Origin of the sequence: Tannerella sp. (assembly GCF_030528505.1) — a bacterium.
Taxonomy (GTDB): domain Bacteria; phylum Bacteroidota; class Bacteroidia; order Bacteroidales; family Tannerellaceae; genus Tannerella.
The window spans coordinates 1-23,950 of record NZ_JAUMYS010000047.1; the positions used below are offsets into that span (position 1 = coordinate 1).

A 23,950-nucleotide genomic window follows, 5' to 3' on the forward strand; every position below is an offset into this window, starting at 1 on the left:
AAGTATAATTATTTTATTGATCAATAAAAAATTGTCTGTTTTTAAGGGGAGACTACTTAAGAACTTACGTGAGAATTATAACACATAATGTATTAGGACAACAAGTAGGGCCATATTATTATCCATATGAACACCCAGATCATTCGCCAACTCATTCTGCAATAAAAGACCCTAATACTTTTATTTTTAAATATGCATGGTCAATGATCGAATGGTGAAAATAAAAATAGGTTGTATCAAAAACTTCAATTTTGAAAAAAGAAACCTGTAATTTATAATAAGTTTCTTTCGCTTTACACATTACGACAAAAACCATATCCAAGCTCAATAATGGGATTGGATATGGTTTCTGTAGATATAACATCTCGAGCTAAACCCTTCTCTTTTTTTAGCATTACATTGCCGATAGATTAACAGATAAATTATATTGATGATCATTCACAATAATAGAAGTCATATACACATCTGGTTTAATTCTTAGTAAATCAAATGATATTTCATGCGCAGCCCAGCAAGAATCTTTCCAACAAAAACTATTTGGTGAGGAATAGATTTTGATAAAGATATTTTTCTTCTTTATCTCAGAATGAATACTCTTTATTGTATCATTTTTATGAATATGAATTGTACGCACTTTGCATTTCAACGTATCTCCAATTAGCTTATAACCCATACTTATTTCAGCTTTATTAAGCTCTTTTATTTCAATCGGAATTAATCTCTTATTGACCACATGAATTGGAAATACTTCCTCATTATCTTTCGAGCAGCAACTAAAGATAAAAACAAAGAAACAAACTAAGACTAAATTTTTATTTTTCATATATGCAATTGAAATGAATTAATATCGATATAATAATAACGTAAAGATATGTATCGTTATTGTGTGTATGCTGTTCCGGTATTCCTTCCTTTTTCTCTTCCGGACGATTCCATCAAACCACACAGGCGTTCCGCCGAAACGGAACGCCTGTGGAAAGAGATCGTAAGATCGAGAAAATTAGCATCACTTTTCTCCTCTTTTTTCGGCAACGGTATGCCGTATCGGTCTATGATCTTACGTCTTTCGCAAGACTTAAGCTATTTTACAAACGAGTTCTCTTCTGCCATCATGCTTGTCCGAACCATGACGAAAAGGCCGGGAGCGTCTGACTGACTGTCTCGAAATAGAATCCGCTGTATTCTTTCACTGCCCAGACTCCAATCGCGCAAACGCCTACCAGCGAGGCCAGCCAGACGAGGAGCAGTATCCATTTCACGGCCCCGGCCATCGGGCCTAAGTTCAACGAGCGTCTGAACAGCCGGTACAACAACGCCATCAAAGGAATTCCGAGCAGTAAGATGCCGGAGATACTTCCCCATACGGCCATATAGTTGGGCATCTCGGATACGAAGTACATGTCCGAATCGATCCACGGCAGGTAACTGAATACGGCGCTCCACCCTCCGACAATCAGCGCAAAGACAACGATCAGTAGAATAAACAACACAAAGATACACACGGGTATAAGCAAGATGGCCAGCAGCACGGCGACTACTTTAAGCACGGCGGCAAAGAACGAAACGATAGAATCGGCGATCTTCTGCAACGGCGTGCGCGGCGCGTTTGTACGGATATAACTCCGCATATCGTTCGATACTTTCTCGAACCCGTCCGTCACTGTCCGCCCGATATTTTCGAGATTGACCGGTTCTCCACGCATCACGAGGCGGTCGGTAGCCGTGCGCGCCAGCGGCAGCACAAGCCACAGCACAATGTATATAATCGTGATGGGAACCGTCATCGACACGAACAGGAGCAAGATCATAAGCAGTCGCAGCAACGTCGTATCGAGTCCAAAATAAGCGGCGAGTCCGCTGGCCACTCCTCCGATCATCTTGTCGTCCGGGTCTCGCATCAGCCGCTTGCGGAACTTCCTTTCGGAAGCGCCGCCCGTCGTTTCCGTAGCGGCCGAAAATTCACTTCCGGCATGTTTTTCTTCTCCGGCAAACAGTTCTTCGGGCTTACCCATGCGCTGAATCACCTCTTCCACATGTTCAATCGTGATCACGCTAAAGCCAAGGCGTATCCGCTCGTTGAGCAATTCGGAAATACGCGCTTCGAAATCACTCATAATCTCGTCCGAGCCTTCTTCACGGCTGAAATGAATGCGCAGATTGGACAGATAGCTCTCCAATAATTGATATGCATCCTCGTCGATATGAAAGACGGTTCCGTTTAAATTTACGGTTAATGTTTTTTTCATTGTCTTGTTCTTTTATTCGTTATTTCTAATATGATTTATCGTATCGTTCAGCTCTTGCCACGAAAGCTCCAGCTCCTTCAGAAACGCCTCTCCCGCTTCCGTCAACCGGTAATATTTCCGGGGCGGCCCCTGCGTCGACTCGATCCATTGATAACTTAACAGTCCGCTGTTCTTCAAACGCGTAAGCAATGGATACAGTGTACCTTCCACAACAATCAACCGTGCTTCTTTCAACTTCTGAATCAGATCGGAAGTGTACGACGGCTCCTTTTTTAAGAGCAGGAGGATACAATATTCCAATATCCCCTTTCTCATCTGCGATTTTACATTTTCTGCATTCATACTGTTCTATGTTTTGATGCAAAAGTATGTATTGCAAACAACCTATGCAATGCATAATACCATATTTAGAGTTATTTAACACAATATCGATTACCATCTTCCCTCCGTTTCGTTGTCTACCGGGCTGTTTTTTAGTTTTCTTCCGAATTTACGGCGTGTGGCCGTCTGCCGTTTCAATTCTTTTATTTATCTTCGTCCGCTATTTCGGACAACCGGAATAACAACGGACAAAGCGCTTTATGAAGCGTGCGCCCGAAACCGTCGAAAAAAAAGAAAAAGGAGAGACTGTCTGATGGAAATCTTGCGTTATACGTTTTTTCAAAATGCCCTCTGGGGCGGTTTGTTTACGGCCATTGCCTGCGGTATCGTAGGGACATACGTCGTTTCGCGCCGGCTGGTATTTATCAGCGGAGGCGTCACGCACGCCTCGTTCGGCGGACTGGGATTGGGCTTTTATTTAGGCGTTAATCCGTTTCTGACGGCACTCGGCTTTGCCGTACTGTCGGCCTTCGGGGTCGAATGGATGAGTCGTTCACGACGGGTACGCGAAGATTCGGCCATCGCCGCCGTCTGGTCGTTGGGCATGGCCATCGGCGCTATCTTTATCGTACTGACTCCCGGCTACGCCCCCAACCTCTCCTCCTATCTGTTCGGTAATATCCTGACCATCTCGCGAACCGATATTTACTGGACCGGCGGATTCGCGGCGATCCTGAGCCTGTTCTTTACCTTATATTATCGGGCAGTCCTGTATTCGGCCTTCGACCGTGATTTTGTCCGGACGCAGGGACTTCCGGTCAAAGCCGTCGAGTACGTGATGACGCTTTTTATTTCCGTGACCATCGTACTATCCATTCGGCTCGTGGGCATCATGCTGCTGATGAGCCTGCTCACCGTCCCGCAGATGACGGTCAACCTCTTCACCTCCGACTTTCGCAAAATCATCTTCGGGAGCATCGGCTTAGGCTTTGCCTCGTGCGTCACCGGACTGTATCTCTCTTACATCCTCCAAATACCTTCCGGCGCATTTATTATCGTCGTACTGATTGCCTGCTTTTTAGTGGCCAAACTCATTCACCTCATCGTTCGCAAAAAATCCTCCGCCTCCACAACATGTCCGACCACACCGGCCGATCGTTCGCGCTAAGACCCGAAAATGCCGAAAGCCCAACTTACCGGAATTGAAAATTATCCCGTACTTTTGTCCTGAAAAAAGCGAAAAAAAAGAAGCATGGCCGAAAAAAACGAAACGGGAAAGACGGGCGAACACATCGCACGCGCCTATCTGGAGCGGCATGGCCTGACGGTGCTGCATACCAACTGGCGATTTCATCGATACGAGCTTGATCTTATCGCCCGTACGCAGACGGAGCTGGTCGTGGTCGAGGTCAAGACCCGTTCGAAAGGCAGCCTGCTATCGCCCGAAGAAGCCGTCGACACGAAAAAAATCCGTCGGATCGTCACGGCAGCCGATGCGTATGTACGGCAATTCAATATCGATCTGCCCGTCCGCTTCGATATGGTTTGCCTGATCAAGAACGGCCATCGCTACGAGGTAGAACATATCGAAGACGCGTTCTACCCTCCCCTGAAACGCTAACCCATTTTCCGAAACGCAATGAATATAGAAGAAGTACGCGACTATTGCCTGAGCCTGAAGCATACGACGGAGTCGTTCCCGTTCGACGAGGTGACGCTCGTCTTCAAAGTCGAGAACAAAATGTATCTGTTGGTGGCACTCGACACGGCGGAACCGCATATCGCCGTCAAGTGCGACCCCGAGCAAGCCGAAGAGCTGCGAGCACATTACGCGGCCGTCGAACCGGCTTATCATCTTCACAAAAAATACTGGAACGGCATTTATTTAGAACGGGATATGCCCGACGACGAGATCCGCCGCTGGATACGTCACTCTTACGAGGAGGTGCTCCGAAAGCTGCCCAAACGAATCCGCGAAACGTATGGTCTCTGAAACGCCTGCCCTCATCCGTCTGCGGGAAACAGACTCGACGAACCGATACCTGCAGGAGCAACTGCAAACGGGACACATACCCGCCGACGAGACGATCGTGATCACCGACTTTCAGACGGCCGGCCGCGGACAGACCGGCAACACGTGGGAGTCGGAAGCCGGACAGAACCTTACGTTCAGCCTCCTCTATCATCCGGCGTCGCTGCCGGCCAACAAATCGTTCCGGATCGCACAGATCGCCGCGCTGAGCGTAAAACGTACGCTCGATCGCTACGTTCAGGACATAACCGTCAAATGGCCGAACGATGTGTACCACAGGGAGCAAAAAATCTGCGGCATCCTGATCGAGAACCTTCTTTCCGGTAAGTTTATCGCCCATTCCATCCTCGGTATCGGCCTGAACATCAACCAGCAGATTTTTCGCAGCGATGCCCCTAACCCGGTTTCGCTCGCACAAATCACCGGGAAAACATACGACCGGATGACCCTGCTCGAAGCATGGCATACGGCGTTCCGAACGTTGCGCCAACTGCTCGAAACGGGCGATGTCGCAGCCCTTCACGCCGAATATCTCCGTTCGCTCTACCGGCGCGACGGCTTTCATCGCTACCAAGACGCTTGCGGAGCCTTCGAAGCACGGATCGTCGATATCGAGCCGAACGGTCACTACATACTTGAACGGCGTGACGGAATGCTCTCCCGCTATGCCTTCAAAGAGGTGATTTTCATCTGAGAACACCCGAATGACCATCCGTCGTATCATAGCCGCGCTCCTCCCATGCAAAATTTCGAAGCGCGCTCTCCACAAAATGTCCCGCTTTTTCGCTAATTTTGCTCGCGTGAAAAGCAGAAACAGCATGAAAAGCATGGCTTGTTGCGAAACGTTACGCGTTCCGACACAGCTCTTCTCTCGGATGGTCGGTCTGGCATTCGGGATTATCGTTTGTTTTTGCTGTATGACCTGCAAACACAAGGAGCCGCCTCCAGCCGCGCCGACGGAGCCTGCGCAGGTAAGGTTCGGTAGCGAGAAGCGCACGAACGACGTCACCCGATTCATCGACAGCGACGACCTCGAAAGCGATTTTCTCAATCCGCCCGCTTATGCACAGCCACGTATCTGCTGGAGATGGATCGAGGGCAACATCTCGAAAGAAGGGATCCGGCACGACTTGACGGAGATGAAGAAAGCCGGTATCCGCGGGGCGGTTATCTGTGATACCGATTCATCGTCGTATGTTCAGGCAGGACGCACGGAGCCGGGCCCCGGCTTTATGAGTCAGGCGTGGCGCGACCTGTTCCGGTACGCCTGCGAGGTGGCAGACAGTCTCGATATGGAAATCAGCCTGAACCTCGGCAGCCGGTGGCATAACGGAGGACCGTGGATTACCCCGGAACTGTCGTCGAAAAAATTAGTCTGGAGTCAGGTCGATGTAGACGGAGGCAGACGCATCCAGACGAAACTGAATCTTCCGGAAGGTCTGCTCACACGTCCCGGCTCGGACGAACTCTACTATGTGCCGGTGGCGGTGCTGGCCGTCCGCCTCGACGAGGATAACCTATACACCGCCCCACTCGAGCGTTTTAAAATCAAGGCGCTACACACGACTCACGATATTCCCAAAATCAGTGGGCTGGGCTACCATTGGGAGGCCTTCGTCAAAGAAGAAGAGTCGTACGACGACGATTTCAACACACGCCTCAACGATATTTACGACATCAGCCACAAGACGGATGCGGAAGGCAGCCTCTCGTGGGAGGCGCCCGAAGGACGTTTTCGCATCTTCCGGTTTGTTTATACCGGAACAGGGCTTCGAGCTTCGTCGTCCGGCTCGGGAGGACTGGCCATGGATTTTATGAGCGCCGAAGCAATGGACGTCCACTTCGACCATACCGCGACGATTTTGCTCCAAGACATGCAGGGCAGGCATTGCGACAGTTGGAAATACCTTCAGGACGACTGTTGGGAACCGGACGCCGCAAACTGGACGGAATCGTTACCCCGGGAATTCAAGAAAGCCAACGGCTACGACATCATCAAATACTTGCCCGTCATCACCGGGCTGATTGTCGAGAACCGCAACGTGTCCAACCGTTTTCTGTACGACTTCCGGCGTACCATCGCCGACCTGATCCGCAAGAATCACTACGCGCGGTTTAAGGCGCTGGCGCGCCAATATCATCTGAGCATCCATCCCGAAAGCGGAGGGCCTCATCCGGCGCCGATCGACGGCCTGCAAAATCTCGGGCAGAGCGACATTCCGATGGGACAGTTCTGGCTTCGTGCGACGACTCATCGCATCCGGCCCGAAGAACGCCTTTTTGTCAAGCAGGCCGCTTCGGCCGCCCATATCTACAACCGGAGGTTCGTCGCGGCCCAAGGCCCGATGAGCATCGGCCCGATGTGGGAAGAAGACTTCCGTTACATGAAACCGACGTTCGACCGTGCGTACTGCGAAGGCATGAACCGTGTCGTGCTTCATGCGTTTACGCACTCGCCCGTGTCGGAGGGAAAGCCCGGCAACGTCTGCTTCGCCGGCACCCACTTCAACACGAACGTAACGTGGTGGAAACAGTCGAAAGCCTTTCTGACATGGACGGCCCGCAACTCGATGATGCTCGCACAAGGTAAACCCGTCAGCGATGTCTGCATCTATTACGGCGATAACACCCCGAATCAGGTTCATCTCAAGCACCTCATCCCCGGACTGGGTGAAGGCTACGACTACGACTACGACGTCACCAACACCGAGGTCATCCTGAACCGCATGAGCGTGCGAAACGGACGGATTGTCTTGCCCGACGGTGTCAGCTATCGCATACTCGTGCTGCCCGACCGCAGAAGCATCAACGCCGAAGTGCTCACGAAAATCAAGGAACTCGTAAGAGCCGGTGCAACCATCGTCGGGCCAAAGCCGCGCACGTCGGTCGGACTGCGCAACTATCCGGCTGTCGAGAAAGAGATACAGGCCGATGCGGATTCGGTATGGGGCCAAACGTTCACCGGACAGCATCGCTTCGGAAAAGGACGAGTCGTCTGGGGCAAACCCTTGCGTACCATTCTGCAAGCGGCAGGGGTCGCTCCCGATATGGAATACAAAAGCCGGCGTTACGGAACGCATATCGATTACATTCATCGCACGACGAAAGACGCGGAGATTTACTACGTGGTCAACCGCAAAGAGCAGCCCGAATGGGTCAGCCTGACTTTCCGGGTGAAGAAAATGCAGCCCGAAATCTGGGACCCTGTCGACGGTTCCCTTACGACGCAACGCATTTTCACCGTCGAGAAAGACAACCGCATCACCCTGCCTGTTTTTCTCGAACCGCACGGCTCACGCTTCGTCGTGTTCCGCAAACCTGTAACGGGCACATATTTTACCGAGCTTTCGCGCAACGGCATTTCGCTCTTCCCTCGTCTGCCGGCTCACACATTCTCCGGGGCTCCGGTCGTGACGCTGCCGGACGGCTCTTTCTATTTCCTGTCGGGCAAAAAGTACGAACTGAAAAAGCATACGGGACGAAGAATCACGCTCTACAATTACGAAACGGAGACGATGGTGATTCGTACTCCGTGGAACGTATCTTTCGATCCGGCCTGGGGCGGCCCCGAAAAGACAACGTTCGACCGACTCATCTCATGGCCGCATCATCCCGATAAAGGCATCCGTTACTACTCCGGCACCGCCGTGTATGAGAATCGTTTTACACTGACTCCACAACAGCTAAGGAGAAACCGGGTGATCCTTACGCTCGGCGAGGTATACCACGTCGCCGAAGTGACGATTAACGGCCATTCTACGGGTATCTGGTGGAATGCGCCTTTCGAAAAAGATGTGACCGAGTACGTCAAAAGCGGAGCGAATACCCTCGAGGTGAAGGTTGTCAACCTCTGGCCCAATCGTCTGATAGGCGATCTTCAGCTGCCGGAAGAGGAGCGGTTTACCCGCACGAACGTCCGCAAGTTCACGAAAGACGCTCCGTTGCTGCCATCCGGACTGCTCGGCCCGGTCGGATTAACTTTCCGTCCCGTCAAAAAACCATAACCTCTTCCAAAGGAGGAACTTGTCGGGTACATGTTACCCGAACGCAAAGGAAGAGTTAAAGAAAGTAGTAGAGAATGACAAGTTACGAATTAAGAACGCAAGTAAGTGAAAAGTGAAGCGCTGCGGGCGTTGAGTTGTTGAGATGTTTAGTTGTTGGCTGACAGCTGAACGCTAAACCCAACACATCTAAACAACTCCACATTTTAACACCCTACGAGCTATCCATTGACGATTAAATTATCGATCACCGATACACATACGACAACCGCTCATCTTTTAATGATTACCGTCCGAAAGCCCCACCGATGATATCGAGCAGCTCGTTCGTAATAGCCTGCTGACGAAGCTTATTATACTCAACAGTAAGGGTGCTGATCCGGTTATCGGCATTCTCTGTGGCAGCATGCATGGTAATCATCCGCACCGCATGCTCCGAAGCATTTGAATCGAGCAAAGCAGTATACAACTTCAGCTTGACGCTCTTCGGAATCAATACACGAAGCAAGGCTTCGCGCGAAGGCTCGACAATATACTCTGCCACAGACCACGTATTCTCTTCTTGCGGTTTGGGGAGTGCGATCGGCAACATGGTTTCACGTTTTAGCACCTGCGTCCCGGCACTTTCGAAATGATGATAAATCAATTCCACCCGGTCGAGTTTCTTCGCTTCGAACTCCCGAATCAAAAAAGCAGCCAACTCTGCGATCGTGGTATAATCGGGTTTCTCCGCCAGTCCTTCGAAGTTTTTTTCCACGACGTGCCCGCTCTCGCGAACCGCGTCGAAAACTTTTTTCCCGACGGTATACAAACGAATGTCTTCAGCAGACAGCCGGTCATATTCTTCGATCGTCTTCAGCATCGCGCGTATGACGTTGCTGTTGAACGCACCGCACAACGATCCATCGGAAGAAAAGGCGACAATCGCCACCCGCTTTACTTCGCGCTCATCAGAGAGTGAATTCGCATATTCGCCTGACAGTAATAAACTCATCACATGATGCAACGACGCGGAATAGGGAAGCATGTTTTCGATCGTATGCTGAGCCTTGTGCAGCTTTGCAGACGAAACCATCTTCATTGCCGAAGTGATCTTTCGGGTACTTCTGATTGACCGGATACGTTCTTTTACTTCTTTCAATGCCATTGTTTTTGATGAAAAAGCCACCGAAAATGTTCATTTTGAACATTCCCGATGGCTTTCTGCCCCGAGCACGGTATTTAAACAGACCGTGTATTAGCGATGGGCAAGTTTTTTTAGTACTGAACTTTAATCAAAGAATGAGAGTTGAATTTTGTACTTCCATTGATACAAAGCCATTCTGTCCGCCTATAGCCAATACGATATTTACTAACGTTATTTTTTATCTCTCCTAATCTGTTTCAATGCTTCCTCTATTACCACATCTTTTCCTTTCATAAACATATCAACATTTTCCTTTACTTCTACATCAGGTTTTATTCCGATTCCGATAAATTTATTTCCATCCGCATCCCATTCATTTTTAGTACAAATTTGAGCATTAATTCCGTAGCCAAGTTCTATCTGTATAGGATTGCCTGTGCTCCCTCCTGTGGGCGTACCAATAATTTTCCCTTTTTTAGCACTGCGAAAAGCCACACAGAAATTTTCGGCGGATGAAAATGTCACCGCATTTACTAATAACATTACCGGTTTTGTATATACATTTTCCTCATTCACAGGAATCAAATCATCAGGAGTTTCCATATACCACTCTTGTGGATATCCCCATGAGCCATGTGCGGCAATGTACATACGACTGCTCCAATTGCCCATCTTTACAGGTTTGCCGGACAAATGACAAATAATATAGTCGGCATTTCCAGAGTTTCCGCCCATATTGTCTCTCAAATCTATAATCAGAGCGTCTGTTTTTTTGATGTTTTGTATCAAAACATCAAATTCCTTTTTAAAGTCATTGCCCATAAAGGTATTTATTTTCAACAACCCCACATTGCCGTTTAATATTTTGTAATCAAATATATTATTAGCATTTATGTCCCAGTTTATGTTTCGATGACTTTCGACTGTAAAGGTTTTACCATCTCGATTTTTAAATAGAATTTTTGAGACTTTTGAACCTTTCTCCTTTGTTAATTCAAAGCCTGCATAAGGAGAATAATCCAACCATTGTGAAGTTGAAGATGATACGAATGGACGCTTATAGCGATTCACATACTCCAAAACATCCAATCCATCAATTTTTATGATTTCACTTCCTGTTTCAATACCTTGTTTTTGGAAATCGCTATTTAACACGTTTGTTACAAAAACCCGGTCATCTATCCGTTTTGTTTTGATTGGAAAAGGTCTTATCCAATCCAAGCTGTTGTCCGAATTGTCCTCATATATGGACGTGTGCCCGTCTTGTAATTTGGTAGCTAAACGTTGTAATTCCCGTACATATTCTTCCTTTGATTTTGTTGCCAAAAGTTTGGGAAGTGTAGCTAAACAAAGACTGTCCCAATCAAATCTCAAATCGTTATAAAATACATAATTATATTTTACTTCCGTACAAAATTTTGATAGGACATAGGCTTTTTGCCCATCGGTCAGGTTATTCGATGTATCTTGTGCTTTTAAAGCAACAACATTTAATATCGATACACAGAAGAACAATAAGAGAATTCTTTTCATTTTGAATTTGTTTTTTATGATGTTAACTAACAGAGAAACTAACGGATTACTTTTTCTTTAAGCTCGATGCCTTGTCGACCGACATGGTCACGGTGCAATCGCCTGTGTATATGACATCCGAACCGCCTCCGACTTTGGCCGATAACCGTTCCGTACAGTGGATATCGGCATCGCTTCCGCCCGAAACGGAGAGGTCACAGTCTTTTAGCACGAACCGATGCGCCTTGAAATCGCTACCGCCTGAGACGGACACGCTGCAAACGTCGGCAGAGCCTGACAAATCCGCGTCACTTCCGCCCGAAATTACCAAATCGCATCGTTCTGCTTCTATCGAAGCTTCGAAATCGCTGCCACCACTGCACGCCGCGTTCAGTGTCTTCACGTTGATGTCTCCTTTGAAATCACTTCCTCCCGAACAAGCTATCGAAAGGGCATTTCCCTGTATTGTAGTATTTTTCGTATACACGTCGCTGCCGCCACTGACCGAAATCGCAGTGAGTTGACCCGTATTCGACACAATGACTTTCGGACTTTTCCCATTAAAGCGATACCTGTAACCTTGCTTCATCGCAACCTTTAACGTACCGTTTTCCACTTTGGTCTCCACGTATTCCTGAAGGTTCTCATCAGCAACCACGACGATTCCCTGAGTCAGATCGCCGGAAATCTCAATATCCAGTCCGTTTCTTACACTAAGCGCCTTATAGGTGCCTACACTTCGCTGACGTTCGACCGTCTGCCCGTTTCCCTGAATGCGCCCTTGCGCAACAACACAACTCATTGTCGCCACAAGCGCAATGACCGATAATAACATTGTCCTCATCATCATATTTATTTTCATAAATTCAATGATAAGACGTAAGAAACGGAAAAATGTTACACTTTTCGCCCTTCAGACCCTTGCGAAAAGTCTGTTAAAACTCTGATGTAAAGTGGAATTTTATTTCCGGAAAATCTTGCTGCGCCATCGTGAGCACATACGCCGAGTCAGCCAGATACACATCCCTCCCCTCATGGTCGACAGCCATATACTGCGCCTTGCGCTTCTTGAAACTGTCGAGCATCGCCTTGTCGTCGCTTTCTATCCAGCATGCCTTATAAAGGCTGATAGGCTCCCAGCGACATTGCGCGCCGTACTCGTGCAGCAGGCGGTACTGAATGACTTCGAACTGTAACTGTCCGACAGTACCGATAATCTTACGACCATTAAACTGATTCGTAAACAGCTGAGCAACCCCTTCGTCCATCAACTGATCGACTCCTTTGTTGAGCTGCTTGGCTTTCATCGGGTCAGCATTCTCGATATATTTGAACATCTCGGGCGAAAAGCTCGGAAGTCCCTTGAAGTGCAGCTCTTCGCCTCCGGTCAGACTGTCTCCGATTTTGAAGTTGCCCGTATCGGGCAACCCGACGATATCGCCGGCAAACGCCTCATCGACGACTTCTTTGCGCTGCGCCATAAACGCCGTCGGACTGCTGAAGCGCATCATCTTCCCGAAACGCACGTGCTTGTAGTTCGCGTTCCGCTCGAAGCGTCCCGAGCAAATCTTCACGAACGCGATGCAACTGCGATGGTTCGGATCCATATTGGCATGAATCTTAAAGACAAAGCCGGAGAACGCCTCCTCATCCGGGCGTACGATCCGCTCGACGGCCTGCACGGGAGAAGGCGGCGGAGCAATGCGTACAAAGCAGTTCAGCAACTCGCGTACCCCGAAATTATTCAAGGCCGATCCGAAAAAGACCGGAGCCACATCGCCTTTCAGGTATGTTTCCTTGTCGAATTCGGGATAGACCCCATTGATCAGTTCCACATCAGCCCGCAACTTCTCAGCCAGCGAGACATCGATATGCTTCTCCAGCTCAGGGCTGTCGATATCTTTAAACTCAATACTTTCCGTCACCGTCTGCTTACTCGGCATATACAGATCGAGTTTCTGTTCGTAAAGGTTATAGACGCCTTTGAAACGTACCCCCATCTCGATCGGCCAGCTTAACGGGCGGACACTGATTTTCAGTTCGCTCTCAATCTCGTCGAGCAGATCGAACGGCGATTTCCCTTCTCGGTCCATCTTATTGACAAAAACAATCACGGGCGTCTTGCGCATCCGGCAGACTTCCATCAACTTACGGGTCTGTGCTTCCACGCCCTTAGCCGCATCGACCACGATGATCACACTGTCGACCGCCGTCAATGTGCGGAACGTATCTTCCGCAAAATCCTGGTGACCGGGTGTGTCGAGAATATTGATCTTATAACCTTCGTAATCGAAGGCCATCACCGAAGTAGCCACCGATATACCGCGTTGCTTCTCGATCTCCATCCAGTCGGAAGTGGCTGTGCGGCGTATTTTGTTCGATTTGACGGCGCCGGCTACGTGAATAGCGCCTCCGAAAAGAAGGAGTTTCTCGGTAAGCGTCGTTTTCCCCGCGTCGGGATGACTGATGATCGCAAATGTTCTGCGTCGATGTATTTCGTCTGTTAAAGTCATTTGTTTCTGTAATTAAGGGTTTGCTATCAAGGTGCGGACACATCCGGTCAGACTCTCTTCCCACTCCGGAATCCGGAGACCGAACACCTGTTTGATTTTCGTCTTGTCGAGCACGCTGTAGGCCGGTCTGGTCGCCCGCGTGGGGTATTCGTCCGTCGCAATCGGACGGAGCGTACATGCGCGACCGCCCGTCTCCATAATCTTCCGGGCAAAGTCGTACCAACTGCATACGCCCTCGTTCGAGAAATGATAGATGCCGGGCTCCCACACCGGATGCGCCAGTATCTTCAGCATGGCATCGGCCAGATCACCGGCATACGTGGGCGTTCCAATCTGGTCGGCCACGACGCTCACCTCGCTCCGCTCGGCGCCGAGACGCAACATCGTCTTCACGAAGTTCTGCCCAACCTCCGAATAAAGCCACGCCGTACGGATCATGACCGCATCGGGAAGAACTTCCTGCAAGGCCTGTTCGCCTGCTAGCTTGGTATGGCCATAGACCGACATCGGCGCCGTCGGGTCGTCTTCACGATAAGGGCGTTGTCCCTGTCCGTCGAACACATAATCGGTCGAGATATGGACGACGTGCGCGCCGTGCGCGGAGGCCACCTCGCCGATATTGCGCACCGCATCACGATTAATCCGCATGCACCGTTCGGCATCGTCTTCAGCCTTGTCGACAGCCGTATAAGCCGCACAGTTCAAGATACATCCGATACCGTTCGCACACACATATTCCGTCAACTGCGCCTTGTTGCAAATATCGAGGGCATCGACATCAGTAAAATAAAACGTCCATTCCGGGTGATGATTTACCCGTTGCTGCAGGGCGCTTCCCAATTGTCCGTTCGCCCCCGTCACTAAAATTGCTTTCATTTTGTTCTCGTTTTTTGTCAGGATACCGTTTCCGACTCCTTGTATTTGGCCGCCAGAAAAGAGAGAAACGTGTGAATCTGTTTCATCGCTTCCTGCGTTTCCGCACTGACGGGCTTGCCTTGCATCCGCAACAGCAGATAGCCGTAGAGGGCGATAAAGCAGGTCTCGATCTCCGGCAGATCGGTGCCCCCCGACTTGGCGCGCAACTGCACGATCGACGGCAACGTTTTGTAGTACAAGGCGCCGTACGTCGTTTCGTGCGGATTTGTGAGCAGCGACTGATGCAGCTCGGTCAACGAGAAAATCACATTCCGATTGATCTGCAAATGTCCGTGTTCCGTCACCCCTTCGCTGCGCATCATGTCGATCAGCTCTTCATACCAGCGGACTATTTCACGCTTCACCGTCTCCGGCTGGTCATACTGTTCGATAAGGGTCATCCGAATCTTGTCGATATCCAAATCATTGGCACGAATCAGGTCTTCCACCTGCCACATATAAAGCAGATATTCGACTATATTTTCCTTTCTTTTCTGTTGAGCCACCATCATAGCGGGTACAAAAGTAGCAACTTCCGGACAAATGTCAATTGCAAACAAGCAATTTAATCGTACTTTTGCCGAAGAAACAATTACGATAAACGATGAAAACATCCGTCCGACTCATCCATACGGGCTATTTTTATGCCGACGGGGGCTGCATGTTCGGCGCCACCCCGCAATCGGCGTGGAAGCGTCGCTATAAGGCCGATGCGCAAAACCGATGCCGCCTGGCCATGCACGTCGGACTGGTAACAACCCGATGCGGACGGGTCATCCTGATCGATAACGGCATCGGCAGCAAGCATACCGACCGACTGAAAACCTCGTTCTATCAGTTTCACGAGTTGACGGACCTCGATAAGGCACTCCGGCAATACGGTATTCGTCCCGAGGACGTGACCGACGTCGTGCTGACCCATCTGCATTTCGATCATTGCGGAGGTACGACCCGATACGGCGGAAACGAACAAATCATTCCGGCCTACCCGAATGCGACGTGCTGGGTGAGCGAAGCGCAATGGCACGAAGCGTTTCATCCCAACGCCCTCGAACGCGACTCGTTCTTCCCGGAAAATATGGAGATCATTCATGCGTCGGGCAAACTGCGTCTGGTCGAAGAAGAGACGTGGCTCACACCTGAAGTCAGACTGCGTCTGTTCGGCGGACATACGTGCGGACAGATCGTCGTCGATGTGCGGACAGATTCCCTCACCGTCGTCTTTGCCGGCGATGTTATCCCTACCTCCGCCCACCTCTCTCCGACATGGATTTCCGCCTACGATATTCGTCCGTTAGAAACGTACCACGCCAAAATCCGCTTGCTTGAAGAGGCTGCCGCGAACGAACAGATCATCGTTTACTATCACGACGCATATATCCCATGCTCGGCCGTGAAGAAAATCAACGATTTCTATAAAGCCATTCCCTGCGCCATGAATACGGACAGCAGAAGTGAAGCAAGTGAATAGTGAAAAACGAATAGTGAATAGTGAAGCCCGTCGGGCGTTGAGGTGTTAAATTGTTGAGGTGTTTAGGTGTTGAGTTGTTGATTTGTTGGCTGAATGCTGACGGCTTCAAAAGCCCCGCAGGGGCGCATTAATTCAGCCCAATGTGGAGTGCAGCGAAGCGTTGGGAAAAAAGCATTACCCCGACAGAGGGCTGAAAGTCTGAATTAATTTAATTGTCAATGGTTATGCCGGATACACGTTGTGGAGGTGCAATTCATTGCGTCTCTACGGGGCGTATACAATGATGTATTCGCGTTCGTACATTTGTCATTCAGAGCGTCAGCGATGAATCTGTTCTTTCTGCCACTTTTGGCTTGACCTAAAAGTAACCAAAAGGTCAAGGCTTCGTGCGCTTCACACGCCATCACTACGCTTGCAAGTCGGAAAATCAGGTAACTTGCTTCGCTTCGGACAGCCTGATTTTCTTTCGCCCTGCTCGCTGCTCCGTCGGCTCACCATCCGAGGCCGAAGGACGAACGCCGAAATTAATTATTAATTGTCATTCAGCGGTCAGCGGTCGGGTGTTTAGGTGTTTGTTGTTTAGCGTTCCACTCAACAAATCAACAACTAAACACTTAAACATTTCAACGAATCAACCCCTAAACATTTTGGAAGCATTTCTTAACAAAATATCCCCCATATTGGGGATAGGATTTAACATTTAGCCACTCTACTTTTGCCCCGATTTTTTTTTAACAAACTCAAAACAAAAATGAAAAAAACGACTATTTTATTGGTATTAACCATTATGTGTGTGACAACGGTCTTTTCGCAGAAAGCGACGACGGACGCGATGCTCTTCGGGCACGTCAAAAGCAAAGAGACGCAAGAACATATTCCTTACGCTACGATTTTTGTGAAAGGAACGAAGTTAGGAACGGCCGCCGACGGTACCGGACATTTCAAGCTGGCTCATCTTCCGGCAGGAAAACAGACGATTATCGCCCAGTATGTGGGTTACAAACCGCAAGAAATCGAAGTAACGATGACTCCGGGCAAAGGCACCGAAGTGTATTTCGAACTGGAAGAAGACGTGTTCAACCTTGAGCAGGTGGTGGTGACAGGTACGCGCACGCAACATTACGTAAAGAACGTCCCCATCCGCACCGAAGTCGTTACCTCACAGGCTTTGAAAAACAAGAATGCCTGGAACGTATTCGAAGCGTTGGAAGGCGTACCGGGCATCCGCGTAGAGCAGCAGTGTCAGTTCTGTAACTTCTCGATGGTGCGCATGCAGGGATTAGGTGCCGAGCATACGCAGGTGCTGATCAACGGACAACCGGTTTACTCGGGACTGGCCAGCGTGTATGGTCTGGAGCAGATCGGTACGGGCGACGTCGACCGGATCGAAGTGGTAAAAGGTGCCGGATCGGCCCTGTACGGCAGTAGCGCGGTAGCCGGAGCCATCAACATCATCACGAAAGAACCGTCGCCCGTGCCGTCCATCTCGGCCGATGTACAGTTCGGCAATCACGGCTCGAACGTGTATAACTTTTCTTCGTCCATGCGCAACACGCGCGGCAACATCGGGCTGAGCATCTACGCGCAGAAGATCGATCACGACGCCATCGATGCCACGGCCGAAGGAAGCACCCGCAGCGAAGTGAACCGGAAAGACAGCATCTCCGACCGTGTGGCCTCGAAGCTTCATAACCTCGGCTTCTCGTTCTATGTCAACGATCCTTTCTTCGGCGACGACAAACTGGTGCTGCGCGGTAAAGCCATCAACGAAAAGCGCGAAGGCGGAAGAATGGCCGACGACTATTACAAAAATCCGTTTACGGACGGTACGGAAAACATCACCACGAACCGCTACGAAGCGGAGATGAACTACACCAAACAGTTCGGCAAAAAATTCGAGCTGAACTTTAACAATACGTATATCCATCATAAACGGGAAGCGACGAACGACTCTTACCTGAACGATTACTTGAGCACACACAATGACTCGACTCCGAACGTGCTCGATATGCGTCCGTATCTGGCGAACGAAAAATCGTTTATCTCCACCCTCACGTTCGGAGCGAAGCTGGGCAATCACAACCTGCTCTTTGGGGCGCAGTATTACACGTCACGCCTCGACGAGTCGGGAATGTATGTCGTGGTAGATTCGACGAGCAAATACTTCGGCAACTCATATAAATCGGTAGCCCAAAAACATGCCGACGAGTTCGGAGCCTTCATACAGGATGAGTGGCAGGTTACGCCGCGTCTGACGGTCGTTCCCGGTGTGCGCATCGACCATCATTCGTCGGGTGAAGAATATACGTCGGACAAGAAAGTCTTCGACAAGGATTTCCCACAGACGCGTTTCAAGGAGACGAGCGTAAACCCGCGTCTGGCCATCAAGTACCAGTTATCTCGCAACATTACGCTGCGCGCGAATGCGGGAACAGGATTCCGCGCTCCGTACGGTTTCTCCGAAGACCTGCACTTGTGCAGCGGATCACCGCGCGTATGGAAATCGTCGGAGCTGAAACCCGAAACGTCGCGCAGCGCCAACTTCTCGGCCGATTATTACGGAAACCATCTGCAAGTAAGCGCCAACGTGTTTTACAGCTATCTGAAAAACAAGATCGACTTTGCCGATGCCGACGATAACGTGAAGAACCTCGGCTATACCTATCAATGGCGTAACGTCGACGACGCCGTTGTGCAAGGGGTCGAGTTGACGGTGCTTGCCAATCCGGTGCGTAACCTGAATGTAGGAGTAGACTTTGCCTTCAATCATGGTACGTATAAAAACGAACGTGAAGACTGGAAAGAAACGAAATACCAGGGCATCAGTAAATACATCCCGCGTTTCCCGACTACGACGGGTAGCGTCAAGGTAGAATATACGCCTTCGACATGGCACTTCATGCTCTACGGACTGTATCAGGGCAAGATGTACATCGATTACATCAGCGAAAACGAAGAAATGTCGAAGATTAAGGAAACATCGCCGTACATGACCTTCAACGCACGCGTATCGAAACGTTTCGGAATCGTCAGACTGTATGCCGGTGCGAACAATATCTTCAACTATCTGCAAGACGAGAAACGGCTCGATGATGCCGCTTTCATGTATGCTCCGGTTTACGGAACCCTGTTCTACGGAGGCGTTTCCATCAATATTACACATTAAAAGAATAACCTGATCTTTTTATTCTTTGGGTGGTTAGTTGAGAAGAGGGTGTGCGCAAAGTCACGACTTGCCACATCCTCTTCATTTTTTTTGCAGAAAAACCTTCATAACTTGCGGTTCAACGCCTGCAACCGGCAAAAAGTTTTGTTTTTTCACGTCCGTATCGTTATATTTGCAGACATAACAACCAAAAACACGACGCGGATGAAACATACATACAAGCTCTCCACCCATCAATATCTACGACGCGGATTCGAAACCGATCTTCCGCACATGGTCGCACTCGCTTCGTCGAGCCGCGACGAGACCGAGTTCAAACAACAGCTGAACGAACTGCTGCTCTCCGGGAACTTCCATCCCGATGCCGTGCGAAATATCAGGCGACTGATCACAAACGACGGCCAGACCGTTTTCGAACTCTCGACCGAATCCGAGATCGAACTCAAAACCATCTCGCTCCTCCGGCAATTCCTGAGCAAACAAACGACAGACGACAGCGACGTCTCCGTCGACTTCCTGACCGATCTCTATCACCAGTTCATGCGGCTGTACGCGCCGGTACCCTCCGCGCCCTCGTCGGCCCAGATATCGCAATGGATGAAACGTTGGCCGAGCGGCCTGAACGAAGATGTACGCGCCATCCGTCGCGAAAACAAAGAACGAATCATCGCGCTGCTTATCCGACGCATCGAACGACGGCATGCCGCATCGAACCGCTACGTCTTTCCCGAAGGATGCAGCGACGAAGAAAAGCGACACCTCGTGGAAACATGGTGGAACGACCACCGTTTTCATCTCGCTTTTGCCGTAAAGAACGCCGATGAACTCAACCGGATGCTGGGGCATACGCTGTCCGAAGAAACGATGCAGACCTACCGCAAGGCGCGGGAAAAAGGTATTCCCGTTTTCGTAACGCCCTATTATTTGTCGTTACTGAATCCCACCGGCCGGGGATACGACGATCAGGCGCTGCGCAGCTACGTGTTGTACTCGCCGCAGCTTGTCGATACGTACGGCAAGATACGTGCCTGGGAGAAAGAAGATGTGGTCGAGGCCGGTAAACCGAATGCCGCGGGATGGTTGCTTCCCGACGGTCACAACATTCACCGCCGCTACCCCGAAGTAGCCATCCTCATCCCCGACTCCATGGGACGCGCATGCGGCGGATTGTGCGCATCGTGCCAGCGCATGTACGACTTCCAAAGCGAACGCCTGAACTTCAATTTCGAAGACCTGAAACCCAAAGAAAGCTGGGAGATACGACTGCGTAAACTGATGAAATATTTCGAAGAAGATACGCAACTGAGGGACATTCTCATCACCGGAGGCGATGCGCTGATGAGCCAGAACAAAACGCTGCGCCATATCCTCGACGCTGTCTACAAAATGGCGGCAAACAAACGGAAAGCGAACCTGAAACGCCCCGACGGCGAGAAATACGCCGAGATGCAGCGCGTGCGGCTCGGCTCGCGCCTGCCGGTCTACTTGCCCATGCGGATCAACGACGAGCTGCTGAGTATTCTGCGCGAATTCAAAGCCAAAGCATCGGCCGTAGGGATCAAGCAGTTTGTCATCCAAACGCATTTTCAGTCACCGCTCGAAGTAACACCCGAAGCCCGCGAAGCGATTCGCCGCATTCTCTCGACCGGATGGAGCATCACGAATCAGCTCGTTTATAATGTGGCCGCCTCGCGTCGCGGACACACGGCCAAACTGCGCAAAACGCTCAACGCGCTCGGCGTGCTCTGCTATTACACTTTCTCTGTGAAAGGTTTCGAAGAAAACTATGCCGTATTTGCGCCGAACAGTCGTTCGATGCAGGAACAGCAGGAAGAGAAAGCGCTCGGCAAACTCGACCGCGAAGCCGAAGCCGAGTTTCTCTCACTTCTTAAGAACAGCAACGATCGCGAGGCTGCCATCCGGCACTTCTGCGAAGCGAAAAACATCCCTTTCGTAGCCACCGACCGGAACGTGCTCAACCTCCCCGGAATCGGCAAAAGCATGACCTTTACGCTGGCAGGCATCACCCCCGACGGCAAACGGATTCTGGAGTTCGATCATGATCATACGCGCAAACACAGCCCGATTATCGAACGCATCGGTAAGGTCTTTATTCGCGAGAACAAATCCATCCTCCAGTATATGCTTCAGCTTCACGAAATGGGCGAAAAGCCCGAACATTACGCCGGCATCTGGCATTTTACCGAAGGCGAAACGGAGCCCCGCTTCCCTCTGTACGATTATCCGGACGACGACCTCCCAGTCACCCCGGCATACAGCCATTGCGTACTTTGACGAACCGACTGCCGCGGAAAGAAAAAAAAACGAGTCTTCTCTTCCGCTAACGAACGGATCAAATCACAGGTACAACCTCGAAAGGTGTTAAAAAACATCTTTCTTTTTTTATTTCATTCGTCCGGTTTTTGAAAAAAACAGCTATCTTTGCCCATCAATCAACAAACACTAATTTTAACATGCAGAATCCATGGACAAACCTCTCTGTTTATTCCCGAAGCAATGGCGGCATACATTCCGGCTGGCATCCCGAGTGTTTTTAGCCATTTTACTATGTTCGTCGGCAGCTTGTAATCGCCCGGCCGACACCCAACTGATCGCCGAGATCGAAGAATTGAACAACACGGCCGCAGCATTACACCGGTCATACCCGGACTCGGCCATGATCCTGCACCGTATCGCGCTCGACAAAGCCCGTCGAACAAACGATCCCGGTATCGAGGCCTCGGTGTGGAGGCTGATGGGGATATGCCATTCCATCCGGTTAGAACTGAACGAGAGCGACAGCTGCAACTTCGAAACGATCCGTCTTGCCTTGCTCTCGAACGATCCGTTGGCCGTTTCCAATACCTATATTAATCTGGGGATCAATCAAAGCCGCCGAGGAAATGAAGACAGCGCCATCGTCTTGTATCGCAGGGCGAATGCAATGATGGCCGGTCACCCTGATAAACATAAGATTGAAAATCGCACATTCAATAATATGGGGCTCTCTTTCTACGGGAAGGCCCAACTCGACTCGGCCGTCGTCTACCTGACGCACGCGTTTCGGATCGCCGAACAGGACGGTGAGGCAAACAGCATGGCCAAAGCCTGTCAGAATATCGGGAACTGCTATCAACGGATGAATGACCTCGCCAATGCCGACCGCTATTTCCGGATGGCTGACAGCTTATATGCTTCGGTAGGGAACCGGATCGACCGGATGAATGTCAAGTCGAACCGTGTCACCACCTTGGCCCGCATGGGACGATTTAACGAAGCCCTGGCCACGGCCGACGAGGCCGAAGCGATAGCCCGCGAGGCCAACATGACCAAAGCCCTCGGAGCATTGTATAATAACAGAGGGCTTGTATTCTATTTGCAAAAAGATTACCGGCGCTCTTTCGAGAGCCAACTCCGATCGATGGAGCTCAAAAAGCAAACGGGCGATACCGTCGGTCTTATCGCATCGTATAATTCGATGATTGCCTTGTGTATGGAAACGAAGGAGCTGTCAAAAGCCGAGGCTTACGGTCTGCAAGGCCTTGCGCTGGCGGAGAAAAGAGCGCTGTTTAAAGATCGGTTGGACTTATACAACAATCTGGCTGAAGTTTACGGATTGTCGGGAAATTACCGCAAAGCCGCCGAACTGTTGAAAAAGAGAGAAGCCTTGAAAGATTCGGTCTTCTCGGCCGATAAATATCAGGTGATCGAAGAGCTGCGCACACGTTACGAAACCGAAAAAAAAGACCGTGCCATTCAGTTGGCCACGCTGAATCTGGACATGCAAAAGAAAACATCGCTTTGGCTCGCGTTCTCCTGTCTACTGCTGATCGTCCTCCTGAGCTCCGTATACGTGATGCAGCGAAAAAAGCTCCAGACCCACAAGCAGCTGGCCGAGCAAGGGAAAAAAGTAGCCGAGCTGACGGCCAAAACTTTTACTCCGCATTGCGGCAACGATTACGATAACAGCGAAAACGGTCTTTCGGAAGAAAAGAGCAACGCGCTTCTGCACGAACTGCTGCACTGCATGGAGGAGAAAAAAATGTACAAAAACCCTTCGCTTACGCTCGATATGCTGGCCGAAACCATCGGCACCAATCGCTCCTACCTTTCCGTGCTGATCAATAGCCGGATGAAGAAAGGATTTGTCGAATATGTCAATTTTTACCGGGTAGAAGAGGCCAAACGACTTTTGCGCACCGGTAACGACAAAATCGCTCACGTCTGTGCCGAAGCCGGCTTTGGCAGTACCCAAACATTTTATACTGCGTTTAAGAATTTTGAACACTTGACGCCCACCGAATACCGGAAAGCATGCGGAAAAGAGACTTCTACCCCCCCCCCCTAATATACTGTATAAGAAATTGTTACGAAGTGTTTGATTAAAAATTCCAAGAACAGACTCTCGATTCCTGCTCGTTAATGATTGGTCAGCGGTCAGCGTAATTTATAATTGTTAGTTGTCAATTGTTAATTGTCATGCGTAATACATGTTGTAGAGACGCAATTCATTGCGTCTCTACGGCGCGTACATCGTACGTATGCGCATAACATATTATATATACGCGTCCATTTGCGCCATTTGCGTTCGGACGTCGTCATTCGTAATTGTTCGTTAGCCGTCAGCCAACAACTCAACAAATAAAC

18 protein-coding genes are annotated in these 23,950 nt (G+C 50.0%); 9 read left to right on the forward strand and 9 right to left on the reverse strand.

Translation table 11 applies throughout. From position 1 onward, the window contains the following. Positions 1-394: 394 nt before the first annotated feature. The 3 genes from Q4A89_RS08360 to Q4A89_RS08370 all read right to left on the reverse strand — a co-directional run bounded on the left by Q4A89_RS08360 (position 395) and on the right by Q4A89_RS08370 (position 2,588). Positions 395-823: a hypothetical protein gene (locus Q4A89_RS08360; protein ID WP_303184859.1), complete on the reverse strand. Its 429-nt coding sequence runs from the start codon at positions 821-823 to the stop codon at positions 395-397. Positions 824-1,109: 286 nt separating this feature from the next. Beyond that, positions 1,110-2,246 (reverse strand): PspC domain-containing protein, encoded by a 1,137-nt coding sequence (locus Q4A89_RS08365; protein ID WP_303184861.1) that lies wholly within the window; start codon positions 2,244-2,246, stop codon positions 1,110-1,112. Positions 2,247-2,258: 12 nt separating this feature from the next. Then, a complete protein-coding gene (locus Q4A89_RS08370) occupies positions 2,259-2,588 on the reverse strand; it encodes a PadR family transcriptional regulator (protein WP_014224092.1) in 330 nt (109 codons plus the stop codon). A 292-nt stretch (positions 2,589-2,880) separates the two neighbouring features. On the opposite strand from Q4A89_RS08370, the gene Q4A89_RS08375 reads away from it, so the two are divergent. The 5 genes from Q4A89_RS08375 to Q4A89_RS08395 all read left to right on the forward strand — a co-directional run bounded on the left by Q4A89_RS08375 (position 2,881) and on the right by Q4A89_RS08395 (position 8,603). Then, positions 2,881-3,735, forward strand: coding sequence for a metal ABC transporter permease (locus Q4A89_RS08375; RefSeq protein WP_303184863.1), 855 nt, complete (start codon positions 2,881-2,883; stop codon positions 3,733-3,735). Between the two features lie 84 nt (positions 3,736-3,819). Continuing rightward, positions 3,820-4,188 (forward strand): YraN family protein, encoded by a 369-nt coding sequence (locus Q4A89_RS08380; RefSeq protein WP_303184865.1) that lies wholly within the window; start codon positions 3,820-3,822, stop codon positions 4,186-4,188. An 18-nt stretch (positions 4,189-4,206) separates the two neighbouring features. Continuing rightward, positions 4,207-4,560: an MmcQ/YjbR family DNA-binding protein gene (locus Q4A89_RS08385; protein WP_303184866.1), complete on the forward strand. Its 354-nt coding sequence runs from the start codon at positions 4,207-4,209 to the stop codon at positions 4,558-4,560. Beyond that, positions 4,550-5,293 (forward strand): biotin--[acetyl-CoA-carboxylase] ligase, encoded by a 744-nt coding sequence (locus tag Q4A89_RS08390; RefSeq protein WP_303184868.1) that lies wholly within the window; start codon positions 4,550-4,552, stop codon positions 5,291-5,293. Before Q4A89_RS08385 ends, Q4A89_RS08390 begins: the two co-directional genes overlap by 11 nt. Positions 5,294-5,417: 124 nt before the next feature. Further along, positions 5,418-8,603 (forward strand): glycosyl hydrolase, encoded by a 3,186-nt coding sequence (locus Q4A89_RS08395; RefSeq protein ID WP_303184869.1) that lies wholly within the window; start codon positions 5,418-5,420, stop codon positions 8,601-8,603. A gap of 283 nt (positions 8,604-8,886) precedes the next feature. Here the strand turns inward: Q4A89_RS08395 and atpG are convergent, their stop codons facing one another. From atpG to Q4A89_RS08425, 6 genes are all read right to left on the reverse strand, one after another. Further along, entirely contained in the window at positions 8,887-9,747 is an 861-nt protein-coding gene (gene atpG / locus Q4A89_RS08400) for an ATP synthase F1 subunit gamma (protein ID WP_303184870.1), read from the reverse strand. Between the two features lie 210 nt (positions 9,748-9,957). Next, positions 9,958-11,259 carry a S41 family peptidase gene (locus tag Q4A89_RS08405; protein WP_303184871.1) on the reverse strand — a complete coding sequence of 434 codons (1,302 nt, stop codon included), beginning with the start codon at positions 11,257-11,259 and terminating at the stop codon, positions 9,958-9,960. Between the two features lie 46 nt (positions 11,260-11,305). Further along, positions 11,306-12,088: a head GIN domain-containing protein gene (locus Q4A89_RS08410; protein ID WP_303184872.1), complete on the reverse strand. Its 783-nt coding sequence runs from the start codon at positions 12,086-12,088 to the stop codon at positions 11,306-11,308. Between the two features lie 85 nt (positions 12,089-12,173). Continuing rightward, positions 12,174-13,751, reverse strand: coding sequence for a peptide chain release factor 3 (locus tag Q4A89_RS08415; protein WP_303184873.1), 1,578 nt, complete (start codon positions 13,749-13,751; stop codon positions 12,174-12,176). A 12-nt stretch (positions 13,752-13,763) separates the two neighbouring features. Next, complete coding sequence (rfbD, locus tag Q4A89_RS08420) at positions 13,764-14,627, reverse strand: dTDP-4-dehydrorhamnose reductase (protein ID WP_303184875.1); 864 nt, start codon at positions 14,625-14,627, stop codon at positions 13,764-13,766. 17 nt (positions 14,628-14,644) lie between these two features. Next, the gene (locus Q4A89_RS08425; RefSeq protein WP_303184876.1) at positions 14,645-15,178 is read right to left on the reverse strand and encodes a DUF4924 family protein; all 534 of its coding nucleotides are present in this window, start codon (positions 15,176-15,178) and stop codon (positions 14,645-14,647) included. Between the two features lie 92 nt (positions 15,179-15,270). Here Q4A89_RS08425 and Q4A89_RS08430 point away from each other — a divergent pair, with 92 nt between their 5' ends. From Q4A89_RS08430 to Q4A89_RS08445, 4 genes are all read left to right on the forward strand, one after another. Beyond that, entirely contained in the window at positions 15,271-16,137 is an 867-nt protein-coding gene (locus Q4A89_RS08430; protein WP_303184877.1) for an MBL fold metallo-hydrolase, read from the forward strand. 751 nt (positions 16,138-16,888) lie between these two features. Beyond that, positions 16,889-19,303 carry a TonB-dependent receptor gene (locus Q4A89_RS08435; protein ID WP_303184878.1) on the forward strand — a complete coding sequence of 805 codons (2,415 nt, stop codon included), beginning with the start codon at positions 16,889-16,891 and terminating at the stop codon, positions 19,301-19,303. Between the two features lie 204 nt (positions 19,304-19,507). Further along, positions 19,508-21,598 (forward strand): KamA family radical SAM protein, encoded by a 2,091-nt coding sequence (locus tag Q4A89_RS08440; RefSeq protein WP_303184880.1) that lies wholly within the window; start codon positions 19,508-19,510, stop codon positions 21,596-21,598. Positions 21,599-21,788: 190 nt separating this feature from the next. Continuing rightward, positions 21,789-23,651: a helix-turn-helix domain-containing protein gene (locus tag Q4A89_RS08445; protein WP_303184881.1), complete on the forward strand. Its 1,863-nt coding sequence runs from the start codon at positions 21,789-21,791 to the stop codon at positions 23,649-23,651. Positions 23,652-23,950: the final 299 nt, after the last annotated feature.

Bases quoted from the DNA above. Each gene is read 5' to 3' on its own strand.
- Q4A89_RS08375 (WP_303184863.1), top strand. From the start codon at position 2,881: ATGGAAATCTTGCGTTATACGTTTTTTCAAAATGCCCTCTGGGGCGGT.
- atpG (WP_303184870.1), bottom strand. From the start codon at position 9,747: ATGGCATTGAAAGAAGTAAAAGAACGTATCCGGTCAATCAGAAGTACC.
- Q4A89_RS08440 (WP_303184880.1), top strand. From the start codon at position 19,508: ATGAAACATACATACAAGCTCTCCACCCATCAATATCTACGACGCGGA.
- Q4A89_RS08405 (WP_303184871.1), bottom strand. From the start codon at position 11,259: ATGAAAAGAATTCTCTTATTGTTCTTCTGTGTATCGATATTAAATGTT.
- Q4A89_RS08445 (WP_303184881.1), top strand. From the start codon at position 21,789: ATGGACAAACCTCTCTGTTTATTCCCGAAGCAATGGCGGCATACATTC.
- Q4A89_RS08425 (WP_303184876.1), bottom strand. From the start codon at position 15,178: ATGATGGTGGCTCAACAGAAAAGAAAGGAAAATATAGTCGAATATCTG.
- Q4A89_RS08395 (WP_303184869.1), top strand. From the start codon at position 5,418: ATGAAAAGCATGGCTTGTTGCGAAACGTTACGCGTTCCGACACAGCTC.
- Q4A89_RS08365 (WP_303184861.1), bottom strand. From the start codon at position 2,246: ATGAAAAAAACATTAACCGTAAATTTAAACGGAACCGTCTTTCATATC.
- Q4A89_RS08415 (WP_303184873.1), bottom strand. From the start codon at position 13,751: ATGACTTTAACAGACGAAATACATCGACGCAGAACATTTGCGATCATC.
- Q4A89_RS08370 (WP_014224092.1), bottom strand. From the start codon at position 2,588: ATGAATGCAGAAAATGTAAAATCGCAGATGAGAAAGGGGATATTGGAA.
- Q4A89_RS08390 (WP_303184868.1), top strand. From the start codon at position 4,550: ATGGTCTCTGAAACGCCTGCCCTCATCCGTCTGCGGGAAACAGACTCG.
- Q4A89_RS08380 (WP_303184865.1), top strand. From the start codon at position 3,820: ATGGCCGAAAAAAACGAAACGGGAAAGACGGGCGAACACATCGCACGC.
- Q4A89_RS08360 (WP_303184859.1), bottom strand. From the start codon at position 823: ATGAAAAATAAAAATTTAGTCTTAGTTTGTTTCTTTGTTTTTATCTTT.
- Q4A89_RS08385 (WP_303184866.1), top strand. From the start codon at position 4,207: ATGAATATAGAAGAAGTACGCGACTATTGCCTGAGCCTGAAGCATACG.
- Q4A89_RS08410 (WP_303184872.1), bottom strand. From the start codon at position 12,088: ATGATGATGAGGACAATGTTATTATCGGTCATTGCGCTTGTGGCGACA.
- Q4A89_RS08435 (WP_303184878.1), top strand. From the start codon at position 16,889: ATGAAAAAAACGACTATTTTATTGGTATTAACCATTATGTGTGTGACA.
- Q4A89_RS08430 (WP_303184877.1), top strand. From the start codon at position 15,271: ATGAAAACATCCGTCCGACTCATCCATACGGGCTATTTTTATGCCGAC.
- rfbD (WP_303184875.1), bottom strand. From the start codon at position 14,627: ATGAAAGCAATTTTAGTGACGGGGGCGAACGGACAATTGGGAAGCGCC.